General features: G+C 71.9%; 11 protein-coding genes. 4 read left to right on the forward strand and 7 right to left on the reverse strand.

Translation table 11 applies throughout. The annotated features are described in order from the left end of the window. On the reverse strand, positions 1-636 hold the full coding sequence (gene pdxH, locus BJ975_RS12645; protein WP_179426437.1) for a pyridoxamine 5'-phosphate oxidase: 636 nt from the start codon (positions 634-636) through the stop codon (positions 1-3). 201 nt (positions 637-837) lie between these two features. Here pdxH and BJ975_RS12650 point away from each other — a divergent pair, with 201 nt between their 5' ends. The 3 genes from BJ975_RS12650 to BJ975_RS12660 all read left to right on the forward strand — a co-directional run bounded on the left by BJ975_RS12650 (position 838) and on the right by BJ975_RS12660 (position 4,395). Next, on the forward strand, positions 838-1,953 hold the full coding sequence (locus BJ975_RS12650; RefSeq protein WP_179426439.1) for a citrate synthase 2: 1,116 nt from the start codon (positions 838-840) through the stop codon (positions 1,951-1,953). A gap of 118 nt (positions 1,954-2,071) precedes the next feature. After that, positions 2,072-3,058: a D-glucuronyl C5-epimerase family protein gene (locus BJ975_RS12655; protein ID WP_223303231.1), complete on the forward strand. Its 987-nt coding sequence runs from the start codon at positions 2,072-2,074 to the stop codon at positions 3,056-3,058. A gap of 80 nt (positions 3,059-3,138) precedes the next feature. Then, positions 3,139-4,395, forward strand: a complete 1,257-nt coding sequence (locus tag BJ975_RS12660; RefSeq protein WP_179426443.1) for an HNH endonuclease signature motif containing protein — start codon at positions 3,139-3,141, stop codon at positions 4,393-4,395. Positions 4,396-4,397: 2 nt separating this feature from the next. Here the strand turns inward: BJ975_RS12660 and BJ975_RS12665 are convergent, their stop codons facing one another. Further along, positions 4,398-7,727, reverse strand: a complete 3,330-nt coding sequence (locus BJ975_RS12665) for a CDP-glycerol glycerophosphotransferase family protein (RefSeq protein ID WP_179426445.1) — start codon at positions 7,725-7,727, stop codon at positions 4,398-4,400. A gap of 148 nt (positions 7,728-7,875) precedes the next feature. Between BJ975_RS12665 and BJ975_RS12670 the strand changes: the two genes are divergently transcribed. Further along, complete coding sequence (locus tag BJ975_RS12670; RefSeq protein WP_179426447.1) at positions 7,876-9,945, forward strand: acyltransferase family protein; 2,070 nt, start codon at positions 7,876-7,878, stop codon at positions 9,943-9,945. A gap of 170 nt (positions 9,946-10,115) precedes the next feature. On the opposite strand, the gene BJ975_RS12675 is transcribed toward BJ975_RS12670, so the two are convergent. Genes BJ975_RS12675 through BJ975_RS12695 form a run of 5 tightly spaced genes read right to left on the reverse strand, consistent with a single transcriptional unit; the run spans position 10,116 to position 17,237 of the window. After that, entirely contained in the window at positions 10,116-10,910 is a 795-nt protein-coding gene (locus tag BJ975_RS12675) for a transglutaminase-like domain-containing protein (RefSeq protein ID WP_179426449.1), read from the reverse strand. 43 nt (positions 10,911-10,953) lie between these two features. Beyond that, positions 10,954-11,937 (reverse strand): methylmalonyl Co-A mutase-associated GTPase MeaB, encoded by a 984-nt coding sequence (gene meaB / locus BJ975_RS12680; protein ID WP_179426451.1) that lies wholly within the window; start codon positions 11,935-11,937, stop codon positions 10,954-10,956. A gap of 28 nt (positions 11,938-11,965) precedes the next feature. Continuing rightward, positions 11,966-13,312, reverse strand: a complete 1,347-nt coding sequence (locus tag BJ975_RS12685) for a non-ribosomal peptide synthetase family protein (RefSeq protein ID WP_179426453.1) — start codon at positions 13,310-13,312, stop codon at positions 11,966-11,968. Between the two features lie 32 nt (positions 13,313-13,344). Beyond that, on the reverse strand, positions 13,345-15,456 hold the full coding sequence (gene scpA / locus BJ975_RS12690; protein WP_179426455.1) for a methylmalonyl-CoA mutase: 2,112 nt from the start codon (positions 15,454-15,456) through the stop codon (positions 13,345-13,347). After that, a complete protein-coding gene (locus BJ975_RS12695) occupies positions 15,453-17,237 on the reverse strand; it encodes a methylmalonyl-CoA mutase family protein (protein WP_179426457.1) in 1,785 nt (594 codons plus the stop codon). Before BJ975_RS12695 ends, scpA begins: the two co-directional genes overlap by 4 nt. Positions 17,238-17,299 lie beyond the last annotated feature (62 nt).

Genomic DNA, 17,299 nt, shown 5'->3' on the forward strand with positions numbered 1-17,299 from the left:
TCAGGGCGCCAGGCGGTCGCGCGCCCAGGCGTCGCCGTCGCGCGTGAAGCGGATGCGGTCGTGGAGACGGTTCTCGCGGCCGTGCCAGAACTCGAGGACCTCCGGCGCGATCCGGTAGCCGCCCCAGCCCTCGGGCCGGTGGTCGGCGGCTCCCCCGCGCTCGGCCTCGTGCCAGCGGCGGTCCAGCTCGTCACGCCCCTCGACGACCTGCGACTGCGGCGACGCCGCGGCGCTGATCCGCGCGCCCTCGGGTCGGGCGGCGAAGTACGCGTCGGACTCGTGCGCCTCGAGCCGGGTCACGGCGCCCTCGATCCGCAGCTGGCGGTGCAGCGCGTGCCACAGCAGCACGGCCGCGGCCCGCGGGTTCTCGGCCAGCTCGCGGCCCTTGCGCGAGTCGTAGTTCGTGAAGAACACCGCGCCCGACGCGTCGAAGCCCTTGAGCAGCACGATCCGCACCGAAGGCTCGCCCGCCGCCGTGGCGGTGGCCAGGGCCATCGCGTTCGGCTCGTGCACGCCCGCGGCCACGGCCTCGGAGATCCACGTCTGCGCCAGCGCGACCGGGTCGTCGCCCGCCGTGCCCTCGTCCAGCCCCACCCGCGCGTACTCGGTTCGCATCCGCGCCAGCTCGTCGCTCATGCGCCCACCGTAGCCAGCGACCGCGTCCTCCTCAGCGCCACTTCACGAGGTTTCCTGTCACTTCACGAGGGTTGCGAACCTCGTGAAGTGACAGTTTCCCCGGTTAACCGGGGAAACTGTCAGCGCTCCGCCGACCAACCGGCGGGGCGGGAAACGGACCGTGCCGCACGGCGTGAGACGCGCGCAGGGCACTATTGAGTCATGACTCAAGTGCACCACGGACTGGAAGGCGTCGTAGCGTTCGAGAGCGAGATCGCCGAACCCGACAAGGAAGGCTCCGCGCTCCGGTACCGCGGCGTCGACATCGATGACCTCGTCGGCCGCGTGCCGTTCGAGAAGATCTGGGGCCTGTTGGTCGACGGCACCTACGACCCGGGCCTGCCCCCGGCCGAGCCGTACCCCATCCCCGTGCACTCGGGCGACATCCGCGCCGACGTCCAGAGCGCGATCGCGCAGATGGCTCCCGTGTGGGGCCTGCGCCAGCTCTACGACATCGAGACCCCCGAAGAGGTCCGCGACGACCTCGCCCGCACCGCCGTCATGGTGCTCTCCTACGTCGCCCAGGCCGCCCGCGGCCTCGGCAAGCCGATGGTCCCCCAGAGCGAGATCGACAAGTGCGACACGATCGTCGAGCGGATGCTGACCCGCTGGCGCGGTGAGGTCAACCCCGACCACGCCAAGGCCATCGACGCCTACCTGGTCTCCGCCGCCGAGCACGGCATGAACGCGTCCACCTTCACGGCGCGCGTCATCTCCTCCACCGGCGCCGACGTGGCCGCCGCGCTGTCCGGCGCGGTCGGCGCGATGTCGGGCCCGCTGCACGGCGGCGCCCCGTCGCGCGTGCTGGGCATGATCGAGCAGGTCGAGAAGACCGGCGACGCCGAGGCGTACGTCAAGAACCTCCTCGACTCCGGCGAGCGCCTCATGGGCTTCGGCCACCGCGTCTACCGCGCCGAGGACCCCCGCGCCCGCACGCTGCGCCGCACCGCCAAGGAGCTCGCCGCGCCCCGCGCCGAGGTCGCCGAGGCCCTCGAGCAGGCCGCCCTCAAGGAGCTGCGCGAGCGTCGTCCCGACCGCGTCCTGGAGACGAACGTCGAGTTCTGGGCCGCGATCGTGCTGGACTTCGCCGAGATCCCGGCGAACATGTTCACCGCGATGTTCACCTCCGCCCGCACCGCCGGCTGGAGCGCCCACATCCTCGAGCAGTACAAGACCGGCCGCCTGATCCGCCCCTCGGCGATCTACACCGGTCCGGCCGAGCGCCGCGCCGACGAGGTCGACGGCTGGAACCCGGCCTGGGGCGAGTCCAAGGCCTGAGCCTCGCACGATCCCGCACGGGGTGTCGCCACGGTCGTGGCGACACCCCGTCGCCGTTTCCCCTCCCCTTGCAGCCGTTTCTGGCGGCAGGTGTGCTTCACTCCTGTCCGTGACCAGGATGCGCGCGGTGACGCTCGCCCTCGGCGCATTCCTGACCGCGGGCTACGCGCCCACCGTCGAGCGCACGACACGCCGCGGGGTCGCCGGCGTCCGCGACGACCTCTTCACGATCGCGCCCGGTCTCGACCCCGACCGGGTCCTCACGGTGGGTCCGCACCCGGGCTGGGAGCCCCGGCCGGGCCTCGAGCTCGACGCGCAGCTGCCCGTCCCGTGGCCCGAGTCCTACCTGACGACGTACCACCAGCACTTCGCCCCGTGGCCGTTCCAGGTCAACGCCTCCCTGCTCGCCTCTCACGTCCGCCGGCACCCCGAGAGCCGCGACCTCGTGCGGCCGATCGCGGAGGCCCTGTACGACCGGCTGCTGGAGCACACCGAGCAGGTCGGCGACGCACGCTTCGTCGTCTACCGGTTCGCCCGTCGGTACGAGGGCGTGCGGGTCAGGGCGCCGTGGACCTCCGGCCTCGGCAACGGCGCCGCGATCTCCGGTCTCGTCGCGCTCGACCACGCCTTCCACGACCCCCGCTACCTGCTCACGGCGCGTGAGCTGGCCGCCGCCTACCGCGTCCGCGGACCGTCGACCGAGCACCTGTGGTTCAGCCTCGTGGCCGACGAGGGCTACCTCTGGTTCGAGGAGCAGCCGCTCGACGATCCGGTCCAGCCGGTGATCCTCAACGGGCACGTCACCGCGCTGACCGGGCTGTACTACCTGTGGGACCGCGGCGGCCGCGATCCCGAGGTGCACGAGCTGCTCTCGGCGGGCCTGACCGCCGCCGCGCACTACACGCCGCGCTTCCGGGTGCCCGGCGCGGCGAACCGCTACCAGCTGCGCGAGCCCGGGCACGCCGACTACGGACCCGCTCGCACGGTGCGCCAGCAGCAGGTCATGTACGCGATGACCGGCGACCGTCGGTTCCTCCGGATGCGCGACCTGTTCGCCGCCGACATGGGCATCGATCCCGAGGCGTATCCCACGCCGCTTGCCTAGCCGTCCCTTCGTGGACCGTTGCCATATTGGGCCCAATGCAGTAGACTTCGAACATCGGTTCGAGGGGTTTGGGGGATCTGGTGGACGTCGTCGGTGGGCTCAGGTCGGGGCAGCGGTTCCTGGCCGACGCGCGCTCGCGCGACCTGTCCGCCTTGTCGTCCGAGCAGCTCGCTGCTGAGGTGGCGGCGGTGCAGGCGCTGCGTCGCGAGGCTGACGCACTGCACCTCGCGCTGGTGGCCGCAGCCGACCGGAGCGACGCCCACCGCGCGACCGATGCCGCGAGCCTGACCGCGCTGGTCGCCACGGAGTCCGGGGTGACGCGGCGCGACGCCGCGAAGGAGATCCGCCTGGCGCACCGGATCGAGGCCGCCCCGCGGGTGAGGGAGGCGCTGGCCGAGCCGGGCATGTCCACCACCAAGGCCGCGATCGTGACCGACGCGCTCGACACCCTCCCGACGGGCCTGACGGTCGAGCAGCGTGACCTCGTCGAGGCGGACATGGTCGCGGCGGCGCGGGTGATGACAGCCGACCAGCTGCGTCGCAAGGCGCGTCGCGCGATCGAAGTGGTCGACGTCGAACGGGCCGACCGGATCGAGAACGACCAGCTCACCCGCGACGAGGCCGCCCAGCGACAGCAGCGCGAGTTCTGGATCGGCCGTCCCGACGAGACCACCGGGCTCGTTCCGTTCGGCGGCAGGACCGACGCCGTGACCGCGGACATGCTGCGCGCGGTCGTGGAGTCGAAGACCTCCCCGCGCGCCACCACGGATGAGAACGCACGCTTGCGGCCGCAGGAGAAGGCGGGCGAGGCATTCGCCGAGATCGTCCGTCACCTTCCGCGTGATGGGTACGGCAACCACGGCGGCGTCGCCGCGACCCTCGTGGTCACCGTCGACGAGCAGACCCTCCGAGGCCAGACCGACCGCGCCGGCGTCACCGAGCACGGCACGCCGGTCTCGGCGGGACAGCTCAGGAAGCTGGCCTGCAACGCCGGCATCCTCCCCGTCGTGATGAACGGCCCGTCCCAGGTCCTCGACGAAGGCCGCGCCAAACGCCACCACACCGCCGCCCAACGCATCGCCCTCGCCCAACGCGACCAAGGGTGCGCGTTCCCCGACTGCGACCGACCACCCGGATGGACCGAAGCACACCACGTCATCCCGTGGAGCCACGGCGGACCCACCGACCTCACATCAGGGGTCCTGCTCTGCAGTCACCACCACCACCGCGTCCACGACGCCCACATCGCCATCCGCTTCGGAGACGACGGCCTGCCCGAGTTCCGCCTCCGCGACCAATGGCGCCGCAAGCACCGCTACCGACCGCTGGCGGCCTGACCTCAGTCGGGGATCGCGCCGCGCTCGGACTCGCTGAAGACCTCGTCGATGACGCGGTCCGCGGCGTGCCCGTCCTCCAGGCCGCCGAAGCGCTCGCGGAACGCCGCCAGGCGGTCGGCGTAGCGCGTCTCCAGCTCGGGCAGGCTCGCCACGGCGTCGATGACCTCGTCGCTCGTGCGCAGCACCGGGCCGGGCGCGATCTCCTCGAGATCGACGTAGAAGCCGCGCAGGTCGTCGCGGTAGTGCTCGAGGTCGTACACGTAGGAGATGATCGGCCGGCCGCGCTGGGCGTAGTCGAACATGATCGACGAGTAGTCCGTGATCAGGGCGTCGGCCACCAGCAGCAGGTCCTGCGTGTCCGGGTACTTCGAGACGTTGACGATGCTCGCGTCGAGGTCCTTCGGCCAGGCGAACTTCACCAGCGGGTGCAGGCGCACCAGCAGCGTGACGTTCTTGCCCAGCCGCTCCGCGAAGCGACCCAGGTCGAGCGCCATGTCGTGCGCCCACGCGCCCTTCGCGCCCGCGGCGCGACCGTCGTCGCGGAACGTCGGCGCGTAGAGCACCACCGTGCGGTCCTCGGCCAGACCCAGCCGCAGTCGCGTCTCCCGCGCCCGTTGCGCGCCCTTCACGGTGTGGAACACGTCGTTGCCCGGGTAGCCCGACTCGATGATCGGCCCGGTGAAGCCGAAGGCGCTGCGGAACGCCTCGGTCGCGTAGGGGCTCGGCGAGACGAGGCTGGACCAGCGGTCCACCAGCTCCTGCGCCTTCGCGTGATAGTCGTCGGCCCGGCCGTACATGACCGGCACGTCGTTCTGCATCCGCTTGAGCGGGGTGCCGTGCCACGTCTGCAGGTAGTGGGTGCCACGCGGCCGCTGGCAGAGGTCGTGCACGTTCTGGTTGAACACCCAGTACTTCGCCCGCGAGAGGGTCCAGAAGTAGCGCGGCGTCAGCCGGAACACCTTGTGCGTGCCCGGCGGCACCCGCAGCGTGGAGTTGTTGACGTACCAGAGGTCGAGCGACGTGCCGCGCTCGTGCAACCGCTCGAACAGGGCGCGCGGGCTGCCGCCGTAGGCGTTGCCGCGGTCGCTCTCGAACACCGCGATGTCGCGCCGCGGCAGCAGGCTGCCGAACCGGAACATCAGCGACATCGCGCGGTAGTAGTGAGGCCCGGCGCGGAAGCGCTTGAAGGCGTCGCGCACCCAGCGCTGGTTGCGCAGCCGCAGCAGCCGCGTGGACAGGCCGTCGGCCGTGCGGACCATCTCGTAGTTGCGCTCGCCGTAGCCCGAGGTCGGCAGCTCGAGGTACTTCGCCGCCCGGCGGGCGTACAGGTCGTTCATCGCGAACCCGGACTCGGCGGACGTCGCCACCTCGGCCGCGAGGTCGGCGGCACGGTGCGCGATCGGGCCGGGCAGCTCGGTGGCTGCGTCCACGAAGGGCGTGCGGGCGCCGGTCAGCACGGCGTCGTCGAAGCGGAAGAAGAACACCGGACGGCGCAGGAACGCGGCGTCCCACGCCACGCTCGAGTAGTCGGTGACGAGCGCGGCGCTCGTGCGGATGAGCTCCTGCACGTCGGCGTCGCGCGGCGCGATCGAGATGCCCTCGAGCGGCAGGTCGTCCACCAGCGCCCGCAGGTTCGGGTGCATCACCATGAGGATCTCGACGCCCTGCTGCTGCAGACCCTGGATCCGCGGATCGTTCAGGAACTCCAGCCAGTTGGCCAGGTAGGTGCTGGTCAGCACGCTCTCGCGGCTGGTCAGCCAGTCGCGCCACGTGGGCATCACCAGCAGGCGGCGCTGCACCTGCGGCTCGCCCTCGAAGAGCGAGTCGTAGCGGGCGAAGCCGGTGACGGCGACCTGCGACGGGAAGAAGTCGAGGTCCTCGATGAAGATCTGGCGCTCGGCCGCGGAGTTCACCACGACGCGGTCCGGCGGCATCTCCTGCATGTGCAGGCGGCCGTAGTTGAGGCGCACGTTCTTCATGCCGGTGACGCCGTGCTGGAGGAACACGCGCAAACCGCGCGCGTGGCGGGCCAGCCGCGGCGAGCGCGAGGCGTGCAGGTACTCGGCGTGGTGGCTGCCCACGAAGCGCGAGGCCAGCGCGGTGTACCGGATGTGCTCGCGCGAGCGGGCGGTGACGACCTGGCCGAACGGCTCCACCTTGTCGCGGTCGGGCGAGTCCGCGTCGATCACGTAGTACGCGCGGCGCTCGGGGTGATTCCGGCGGATCCAGCGGAAGAGCGCGAAGCCGTTGTCCTGCGCCTTGTAGGGCACCTCACCGACGAGCCAGATGCCCGAGAACGGTCGCAGCGGCGTCATCAGCCACGCCCACCGCGAGACCCGGCGCAGGTAGCGGTGGTTGTCGACGGTGAACCGCTCCGACCAGAAGGCGAGGCGCTTGGCGCGGAAGGTCAGGTAGGGCACCCACTGGTCGACGTGGCCGCCGCCGGTGGTGGGCACCGGCAGGTCGCGCAGCCGGAAGTGGCGGAAGCTCTTCTCCGCGAACGGCACGCGCACCGGCAGGTCGAAGCCGCTCAGGTCCATGATCAGGTGCGGGTCGATGATGCCCTCGCGCTCGTCGTCGGAGACGGCGTCGGGCATGAGGTCGAAGCTGATCGCGTACTCGTACAGGCCGTGCGTCGCGGTGGCGTCGCGCTCCACGATCTGCACGGGGATCTCCTGCGTGCTGCCGGAGAAGCGCCACTGCAGCGACAGCCGGATGTCGCTGGCGGGTCGCGAGAAGGTCTTGAGCAGCAGCTCGGTGGCGATGCCCCTCGGGCCGACGTCGAGGCGCGTGCCCTCCACCTCGAAGCGGCGGATCGGCTCGGCGGCATACCGCACCGAGACGTTGCCCTGGTCGGTGACGTGCGTCCAGGCGTGCACCTGCTCGCCGAACGGCGAGGCGGCGCCCTCGAGCTCGATGCGGTCGAGCGCGGCGGCCGTGTCGGTGTGGTCGAAGCGGCCCAGGCGGAGCTCGGAGCGCTTCGTGCCGCTGCCCTCGACCTCGACGAAGAGGTCGAAGCGGCCGGCGGCGCGACCGCCGAGCTCCCACAGCTGCACGGGGTCGAGCGTGAACTCGAAGCGGGCGGAGGCCGGCTGCTCGAGCCGCACCGCCACCTGGTCGAGGCGGCTGGCCGGCCGCACCACGAGGGCGACGACGCGCACCGGGTCGCGGAACTCGCCGGAGTAGTGGATCAGGCCGGCATCGTGCCGGATCGCGAGACGCGCGTGGGGGCGGGGCGCCGGACCGCGACCGAGAGCTCGGCGCAGGCGGTCCTTCGCGCGCTCGGGGACCATCGCCACGACGCGGCGACGCACTCGACCCACGTCAGGCATGCTCTCCTCGGTTCCCGTCGACATCACGGCGGGTCGACGCCCACCGGGTACGCAGGTGTCGATTCTAGTGGTGCGGACCCGACGGCTGCCCGTCACCCGCCGGACGGCGGATTGGGCGCGACGAGGTCCGGCCTCGTATCGTGGTGCGGTGCCCGCCAGCCCTCCTCGCGACCGTTTCCGGGCCGAGATCACGGCCCTGCGCGCCGTCGCCGTGATGCTCGTCGTCCTCTTCCACCTGTGGCCGGGGCGTCTGCCCGGCGGCTACATCGGCGTCGACGTCTTCTTCGTGATCTCCGGATTCCTCATCACGGGACACCTGCTGCGCGAGACGGCCGACACCGGCCGGGTCGACCTGGCGAGGTTCTGGGCCCGTCGGGCCCGCCGCCTGCTGCCCGCCGCGTACCTGGTGCTGGCCGTGTCCGCGATCGCCGTGTGGCTGTGGATGCCGCTGGTCTCGTGGCGCCAGAACTTCAAGGAGATCGTCGCGTCGGCGCTGTACGTGCAGAACTGGGCGCTCGCGGCCGACTCGGTGGACTACCTCGCCGCCGAGAACGACCCCACCGCGGTGCAGCACTACTGGACGCTCTCGATCGAGGAGCAGTTCTACCTCGTGTGGCCGCTGCTGGTGCTGCTCGCCACCGTGCTGGCCGTGCGGATGGGCCGCTCGCGCAGGCTCATGGTGGCGATCGTGCTCGGTGCCGCCACCGCCGCGAGCCTGGCGTACTCGCTCTGGATCACCCAGGCGAACCCGCCGGCGGCGTACTTCGTCACCCCGGCCCGCGCCTGGCAGTTCGGTGCCGGCGCGCTCCTGGCCCTCTGGATGGGCAGCGCCACGGTGCGCCGCGGCACCCCCACTGCGCTGCTGTCGTGGGCGGGCTTCCTGACCCTCGCCTGGTGCGGTTTCGTCTACGACGAGTCCACGCCGTTCCCCGGCACCGCGGCGATCGTGCCCGTCGTCGCGACGCTGGTGGTCATCTGGGCCGGCGAGCCGCGCGGCCTCCTCTCCCCCGCGCCGCTGATGCGCTGGCGTCCCACGCACACGCTGGGCGAGATCTCGTACTCGATGTACCTGTGGCACTGGCCGCCGATCGTCATCCTGCCGTTCGTCCTCGGCGCCGAGCTGGGCTTCTGGGAGCGCGTCGGGATCCTCGTGTTCACGATCGTGGTCTCGTGGGCGACGAAGCGCTGGGTCGAGGACCCGGTGCGGTTCACGCACCGGTTCGGCCTGCGCCGCCCGGCCACCACCGGCCTCGCCACCCTGGTCGGCGCGGCGCTGCTGGTCGGCGGCTCGATGGTGGGCGTCCAGTCGGCCGCCTCCGCCCAGGAGCGCGCAGCCAAGGTCGCCGCGCAGCTCGAGGAGGACGCGCCGCCGTGCTTCGGTGCCGCTTCTCGCGATCCCGAGAACCCGTGCCACAACCCCGACCTCGACGACCAGCTGATCCCGACGCCCGAGGCCGTGGTCACCGACTACGCGAAGGACTACCCCGGCTGCTTCGCCGGCGTCCACGACACCGAGCTGAACGACTGCACGTTCGGCGACCTCTCCGACCGCTCGCTGCCGCACGTGACGCTGCTGGGCGACTCGCACGCGCGCTCGTTCCTGCCGGCGCTGGTCCGGATGGCCGACCAGAAGCTCATCACGCTGTCGGCGCAGCTCAAGTCCAGCTGCTCGTGGACGCGCGACGAGATCCGCCACGACGACCCGCTGCGCGTCAGCAGCTGCCAGGAGTGGAAGCAGAACCTCCAGAAGTGGCTGCTCGACCGCACCGACTCCACCGACCTGATCCTGACCACCGGCTACGCCCAGATGCTCACCGGCTCGTACGACGAGCGGGTCGAGAGCATGGAGGCCGCCTGGCAGCCGGTCGTCGACCGCGGCGTGCGCGTCGTCGCGATCCGCGACAACCCGCGCCTGCCGCGCGCGCCGCAGAAGTGCCTGTCGCAGCTCGACGAGATCACGCCCGACGCCTGCGCGTTCACCCGCGAGGAGGCGCTGTCGAAGTTCGACGCGTTCGCCGCCACGGGACGCCGGGTGGACGGCGCGCAGACGCTCGACCTGAGCGACCTCTACTGCGACGACGAGACCTGCCCGGCGATCATCGGCGGCGTGAACGTCTACCGCGACATCACCCACCTGAGCGTCACGTACGTGCGCACGATGACGCCCTACGTGTACCGGCGCCTGGTGGACATGAACGCCCTGCCGCGACCCTCCTGAGGGCCGAACGGGCGGAGAAAGAACGATGCCGCGGCGCCGTATCACCCCCCCGAGGTGATGCGGCGACGCGGCGGTCGCATGAGGAGACATTAACCCATGCGCTAGTCCTTTGGAACTAGTTCCGTGGTTCTTTCCGGCGTGTTGTCACTGAGAGTTGAACCCTGAGGGACTCAGCCGAGGGCGACGAGCTCGGTCACGTCGTCCTGCGGCAGCTCGTCCACGACGGCCGTCACCGTCAGCCGGTTCAGGTTCACCGCGGCGTGGTGCTGCGACAGGAACGCCGTCTCCGAGGCGTCCATTCCCGTGGCGATCCGGACCATCGTCTCGCGGGGAGCCAGCGCTGTCGCGTCGACGACGTGCCACTCCCCGTCGATGTACGCCTCGGCGACCGCGTGGAAGTCCATCGGCTGCAGGCCCGGGGCGTAGACCGAGACCAGCCGGGCGGGCACGTCGTGGGCGCGCAGGAGGGCGATCACGAGGTGCGCGTAGTCGCGGCACACGCCCTGGCGCTTGAGCATGGTCTGGACGGCGCCGTCGGTCGGCCGGCTGCTGCCCGGCACGTAGGACAGATGGGTGCCGACCCACGACGTGACCGCGTCGAGCAGGTCCTTGCCGGCGAGACCCGTGAACTCGGCCTTGGCGATCGCGAAGAGCGAGTCCGAGGGCGCGTAGCGGCTGGGCCGGCGGTACTCGATGATGTCGAGCTCCTCCGTGGCGATCGGGCCCGCGTGACCCGTGACGACGGCCTCGTAGTCGATCGTGATGGGCCCGGCGGGAGCGTCGACGCGGTGCAGCCGGGTCTCGTGGCGCCCCGCGATCTCGCGGGCCTCGAGCGCGGTCCCGTCCTGGACCACCCGCAGCGTCTCGCGCTCGGTGGCGATGTTGGCGGCGACGGCGATCGAGAGGACGAGGTCGGCGCGGTCGAAGGCGTGCAGTTCGAGGTGGGCGGTGACGGTGCGCTTCACCGCACCATGCTGGCACGCACCTCCGCGTACCGCGATCCGGCGGTCAGGAGTCGAAGGCGGCGAGGATCTCGTCGGCGGCGGCCGCCGGCGAGAGGCGCCCCGCGAGGACCTCGTCGCGCACCTGCTGGCGGACCTGCGCGACGGACTCGTCGGTGGCGAGCCGCTGCTCGATCTCGTCGCGGACGAGCGTCCACGTGAAGTCGAGCTGCTGCTGCGCGCGCTTCTCCTCGACGCCGCGGTGGCCCATGAACTCGCGGTGACGCAGGACCCGGCTCCACACGGTGTCGATGCCGGTGCCCTCGAGCGCCGAGCAGGTCAGCACGGGCGGCACCCAGTCCTGCGTGCCGGCGTAGACCAGGCGCAGGGCGCCGGCCAGCTCGCGGGCGGTGGACTCGGCCTCGCGGGCGCGCTCGCCGTCGGCCTTGTTGACCGTGATGACGTCGGCGATCTCGAGGATGCCCTTCTTGATGCCCTGCAGCTGATCGCCGGTGCGGGCCAGCGTGAGGAACAGGAACGTGTCGACCATGCCGGCGACGGTGATCTCGGACTGGCCGACGCCGACGGTCTCGACCAGCACCACGTCGTACCCGGCGGCCTCGAGGATCGTCAGGGCCTGGCTGGTGGCGCGCGCGACGCCGCCGAGGCTGCCCGCGCTGGGCGAAGGCCGGATGTAGGCGTTCGGGTCGGTGGACAGGCGGACCATGCGGGTCTTGTCGCCCAGCACCGAGCCGCGCGTGCGCACGCTGGAGGGGTCGACGGCGAGGACGCCGACCCGGTGGCCGCGCTCGGTGAGGTGCACGCCGAGGGCCTCGATGAACGTGGACTTGCCGACGCCGGGGACGCCGGAGATGCCGACGCGGACCGCTCCCCCGACCTTCGAGTCGGGCGCCGAGGACAGGCCGGCGAGCAGCTCGCGGGCGGCAGCGCGGTGGTCGGTGCGGCGTGACTCGACGAGGGTGATCGCTCGCGAGACCGCTGCCCGCCGGCCGGCGCGGACCCCCTCGGCCACCTGCTCCACGTCGATCACGCCAGTGAGTCTAGGGCGTGGGCCGGAGTCACCACGGCAGAGGCGGTCCCAGGTCGAGCTCGTCGATCACGTCGTGCACGATCGCGAGGAGCGCCTCGTCGGAGTTGTCCCCGCCGGGCCGGAACGCGACGGCGTTGATCACCACGCGGCCGCCGGAGAACGTGACGCCCAGGAATCCCTGGCCACCCATCCGCACCAGCTCCGCGGTCGGCCGCCCCGGCTCGTTGAACTGGCCGAAGGCGTACTGGCACGGCTGGCCGTCGATCCGCTCCACCGGATCGGGCACGCGGCCGAGGTTCGAGCAGCCCACCGCGTTGACGTCGGCGCCCAGCGCGAACCGCTCGAGGCGGCGCAGCAGCCGGACGGGCACGAAGGGGACGAGCGGGAGCGCCGCCAGCAGGGGCAGCTGCTGCGCGTCCTGCGCGCTCAGGGCGGCCTTCATCGCCGCGCGCGCGGGACGGAGGTCGCGGGTCACCTCGGCGGGATCGAGCGTGACGACGACCGACGACAGGGCGTTGCCGCGCAGGTCGTCGTCGCCCTCGCGGACGCTGACCGGGATCGTGAGGTTGACCGTGCCGTTGCGCTGGACGCGCCCCAGGTGGTGACCGAGGCGGGCGGCCACCGCCGCCGCGAGGACGTTGGACGTGCCGCCGAGACGCTCCGCGCACGCGTCCCAGGCCGCCTCGGACACGAAGGTCACGATCCGTGCGGCGCCGTCGCGGTCGGGCAGCCGGGTCGTGCGGGTGTGAGTGGGCGTGGCCGGGAGCGCGGCCGTCGACTCGCGGTGCGGCAGACTCCGCTCGGCGCGCATCTGGCGGACGACGGCGCCCAGGGCCCGCGCCTTCTCGGGCAGCGATGCCAGCACCTCGCTCCACTGGGACAGGCGGCTGCCTTGCGCGGCCCCACGTCGCGGGTGGGTGAGACCGAGGTCGCGGCCCTCGACCGCCTCGCGCAGGCCGAGCAGGACGCCGACCCCGTCGGTGACCGTGTGGGAGACGACGATCGCGACCGCACTGCCGCCGTCGTCCAGCCGCACCACGCCGAAGCGCCACGGCGGACCCGAGACCGGGTCGATGGGCCGGCGTGAGACCTCGACCGACCACTGCTCGACCTGCGACCGCGGCCGCGGGGCGGGCTCCACCTCGATCGGCACCGGGCGGTCGGGACGGACCCAGCGCGCCCGGCCGCCCCAGACCTGCGCGGGCTCCACGACGCGGGCGAACCGCCCGTGCTGCAGCCGCTCCGACAGCCGCCGCAGCGCCGCGAGGTCGACCGCGCGGTCGTAGACCCACGTGTAGTGCAGCGTCGGGTGGTGCCCCATCGCACGGAACGCCAGGTACGAGGCGTGATCCATGTAGTCCAGACGCGTGTCCACGCCCGCAGGCTAGTGCAACCGACAGTTACACGTCACGCGTCGGAGGAGCGCAGCTTCTCCAGCAGGTCGAGCGCCGAGTCGGCGATGACCGTGCCGGGCAGGAACACCTCGGCCGCGCCCATCTCCTTGAGCGTGGGCACGTCGTCCGGGGGGATCACGCCGCCGATGACGACCATGATGTCCGGACGGCCCTGCTCCTCCAGTGCGGCCTTGAGCGCCGGCAGCAGGGTGAGGTGCCCCGCTGCGAGGGAGGAGACGCCCACGACGTGGACGTCGGCGTCCACGGCCTGCTGGGCGACCTCCTCCGGCGTCGAGAACAGCGGGCCCACGTCGACGTCGAAGCCCATGTCGGCGAACGCCGTGACGATGACCTTCTGGCCGCGGTCGTGGCCGTCCTGACCCATCTTCGCCACGAGGATGCGCGGGCGGCGACCCTCCTCGCGCTCGAACTCGTCGGTGGCCTCGATGACCCGGGCGATGTTGCCCGACTGGCCGGCCTCGCTGCGGTACACACCCGAGATCGTACGGATGACCGCTTGGTGACGCCCGTACACCTTCTCCAGCGCGTCGCTGATCTCGCCGACCGTGGCCTTGGCCCGCGCCGCGTTGACCGCGAGGTCGAGCAGGTTGCCGTCGAGCGAGCCGTCGCGGCGCGAGCCGCGCTCGGCCGAGTTCGTGAGCGCCTCGAGGGCCGACCGCACGTCGTCGTCGTTGCGCTCGGCGCGGAGGCGCTCGAGCTTGGAGATCTGCGACGCGAGCACGGCCTTGTTGTCGACCTTGAGGACCTCGAAGGGCTCCTCGTCGGGCACCCGGTAGGTGTTGACGCCGACGACGACCTGCTGGCCGGAGTCGATGCGGGCCTGCGTGCGCGCGGCGGCCTCCTCGATGCGCATCTTGGGGATGCCCTCGTCGATCGCCTTGGCCATGCCGCCGGCCGCCTCGACCTCCTGGATGTGGGCCCAGGCACGGTTCGCGAGGTCGTGCGTCAGCTTCTCGACGTAGTACGAGCCGGCCCACGGATCGATCGTCTGCGTGGTGCCCGACTCCTGCTGCAGCAGCAGCTGGGTGTTGCGGGCGATGCGGGCGCTGAAGTCCGTCGGCAGCGCGATGGCCTCGTCGAGCGCGTTCGTGTGCAGGCTCTGGGTGTGGCCCTGCGTGGCCGCCATCGCCTCGATCGCCGTGCGCTGGACGTTGTTGTAGACGTCCTGCGCCGTGAGGCTCCAGCCCGAGGTCTGCGAGTGCGTGCGCAGGCTCAGCGACTTGGGGTTCTTCGGGTCGAAGTCGCTGACCAGCCGGGCCCACAGCGCGCGGGCGGCGCGCAGCTTGGCGACCTCCATGAAGAAGTTCATGCCGATGGCCCAGAAGAAGCTCAGGCGGGGCGCGAAGGCGTCGATGTCCAGGCCCACGTCGAGGCCCGAGCGGATGTACTCGACGCCGTCGGCGAGCGTGTACGCCAGCTCGAGGTCGTTCGTCGCCCCGGCCTCCTGGATGTGGTAGCCGGAGATCGAGATGGAGTTGAACCGCGGCATCCTGGCCGCCGTGTACGCGAAGATGTCGGAGATGATCCGCATCGACGGCGCGGGCGGGTAGATGTACGTGTTCCGGACCATGAACTCCTTGAGGATGTCGTTCTGGATGGTCCCGGCCAGCTGCTCGGGCTTCACGCCCTGCTCCTCGGCCGCCACGATGTAGAGCGCCAGCACCGGCAGCACGGCGCCGTTCATGGTCATCGAGACGCTCATCTGGTCGAGCGGGATGCCGTCGAACAGGGTGCGCGTGTCGTAGATCGAGTCGATCGCGACGCCGGCCATGCCCACGTCGCCGACGACGCGCGGGTTGTCGGAGTCGTAGCCGCGGTGGGTGGCCAGGTCGAACGCGACCGACAGGCCCTTCTGGCCGGCGGCCAGGTTGCGGCGGTAGAACGCATTGGACTCCTCGGCGGTGGAGAAGCCGGCGTACTGGCGGATCGTCCACGGCTGGGTCGTGTACATCGCCGGGTAGGGACCGCGCAGGAACGGGGTCATGCCCGGGTAGGTGTCGAGGGCGTCGAGGCCCTCGAGGTCGGCCGGCGTGTAGAGCCGCTTGATGCCGATCCCCTCAGGGCTCTGCCACGGCTCACCGGCGAAGGACTTCGGTGTGGTCATGCGAGCACCTCACGCATCTGTCGGAGGAAGGCCAGCGCGTCGAGGCCCATGGCTGCGGACGCGTCCTGGCCGAGGTCGGTCTTGCCCGCGACGACGACGTAGGAGGCGCCGTTCTCGCGCAGGGCGGCGACCAGGTCGGCACCCCACTCGCCGTAGGCGGCGTCGGTGCCGGCGAGGCAGACCACCGGGGGCGCCCCGGCCTCGAGGTACTTGTCGAGGACCTCGGCGACGTCGGCGGTGGGGCCGGCCGAGCCGATCCCGATGCCGCCGGCGGCCAGCAGGTTGATCGCGAACGTGGCGCGGGCCGTGTGCGCGGCGATCGGACCGAGCGTGGCCAGGAAGACCGGCTGGGCCATCGGCTCGTCGCGCATCTGCTCGAACTCGCCGGCGTACCGGTGGACCTGCGGCGCGACGGGGTACGGCGCGCGCTCGGGCAGGGTCTCGGCGGCGTTCGGGAACTCGCTGATGCCCGTGATCGGGCGGCGACGCTGGGCGATCTGGAGGGCGCGGTCGTTGCGGACGGCCTCCACGAGGGGCACGAGGCGCTGGGCGGCGGCGTCGAGGTCGGCGACGCCTTCCAGCTCGTCGAGGCCGTCGAGCTCGGCGAAGAGCTCCCAGGCGGCCATCGCGAGGTCGTCGGTGAACTTCTCGACCGCGTAGGCACCACCGGCGGGGTCGGCCACCTTCGCCACGTGCGACTCGTGGATCAGCAGGCTCGACGTGTTGCGCGCGATGCGGCGGCTGAACGGCGTGGGCAGGCCGAGCGGCTCGTCGAAGGGCAGCACGGTGATCGCGTCGGCGCCACCGACGCCCGCGGCGAAGCCGGCGACGGTCGTGCGCAGCATGTTCGTGTAGGAGTCGTAGCGCGCCATCATCGGCCGCGACGTGACGGCGTGCTGGCGCTGGGCGCGGGCCTCCTCGCCGATGCCGCTCATCTCGCCGACCCGGTTCCACAGGGCGCGGGCGGCGCGGAGCTTGGCGATCGTGGGGAACTGCTCGTCGGTGGCGGCGTAGCGGAACTCCAGCTGCGCCGCGGCCTCGTCGGTGGTGAGCCCGGCGGCCTCGAGGGCGCGCAGGTACGTGACCGCGACCATCATCGACCAGGCCAGCTCCTGCACGTCGGACGCGCCCTGGTCGTGCAGCGCGCTGGCGTCGACGACGACGCCGCGGACGCCGGCCCCCTTCGCCAGCGTGGCGACGCGGACGATCACGTCGAGGTCGGCGCCGGTGGCGCCGAGGTTGGTCAGGGGATGCGGGTCGACGCCCTTGTCGCGGCAGACCGCGAGGAACGCCTCGGCGGCGGCGACGGGGTCCTCGGGCGCGTCGAGCACGACGGGCGCGAGGTCGAGGAAGACCGGCTCGAGCAGCTCGGCGAGGCGGTCGGCGGCGATGCCGCGCTCCCCCACCGTGAGCCACAGCGAGTTGCCGCCGTTCTCCAGCTCGGTGGTGAGGTCCTCGGCGCGCGTGGCCGGGTCGGTGAACCAGCCGCGCACGTCCCAGCCCTCGAGCTCGGGATCGGCGGTGCCGGAGCCGCGCGTGTACGGCGCCTCGCCCGGCAGGCCGGTCTCGGGGACGTCGGCGACGAGGTGGGCGGTGCCCAGCGGCGTGATGCTGAGCCCGTCGAGCGTCGTGGTGGTCAGCGCGGACCACACGTCGGTGTCGGGGGCGTCCTCGGCGAGCCGGCGCGTCTTGCGCAGGACGGCCGCCGTGGCCTTCTCCCACTCCGACAGGTCGTGCTCGATGCCCTCGGCCAGGGGCACCACGGGCTGGTCTGCTGCCATGCGTGGCATGGTATCCGTCCCCCTCGGCCGACCGTTCAACGCATCGTTCCCGGGCCTCCTGC

It is taken from the genome of Aeromicrobium tamlense (assembly GCF_013408555.1).
GTDB classification, from domain to species: domain Bacteria; phylum Actinomycetota; class Actinomycetes; order Propionibacteriales; family Nocardioidaceae; genus Aeromicrobium; species Aeromicrobium tamlense.

What these genes read in the sequence shown, in the direction of transcription:
- BJ975_RS12655 (WP_223303231.1), top strand. Translation starts at nt 2,072, where the DNA reads ATGCGCGCGGTGACGCTCGCCCTCGGCGCATTCCTGACCGCGGGCTAC.
- BJ975_RS12650 (WP_179426439.1), top strand. Translation starts at nt 838, where the DNA reads ATGACTCAAGTGCACCACGGACTGGAAGGCGTCGTAGCGTTCGAGAGC.
- BJ975_RS12665 (WP_179426445.1), bottom strand. Translation starts at nt 7,727, where the DNA reads ATGCCTGACGTGGGTCGAGTGCGTCGCCGCGTCGTGGCGATGGTCCCC.
- scpA (WP_179426455.1), bottom strand. Translation starts at nt 15,456, where the DNA reads ATGACCACACCGAAGTCCTTCGCCGGTGAGCCGTGGCAGAGCCCTGAG.
- BJ975_RS12695 (WP_179426457.1), bottom strand. Translation starts at nt 17,237, where the DNA reads ATGGCAGCAGACCAGCCCGTGGTGCCCCTGGCCGAGGGCATCGAGCAC.
- pdxH (WP_179426437.1), bottom strand. Translation starts at nt 636, where the DNA reads ATGAGCGACGAGCTGGCGCGGATGCGAACCGAGTACGCGCGGGTGGGG.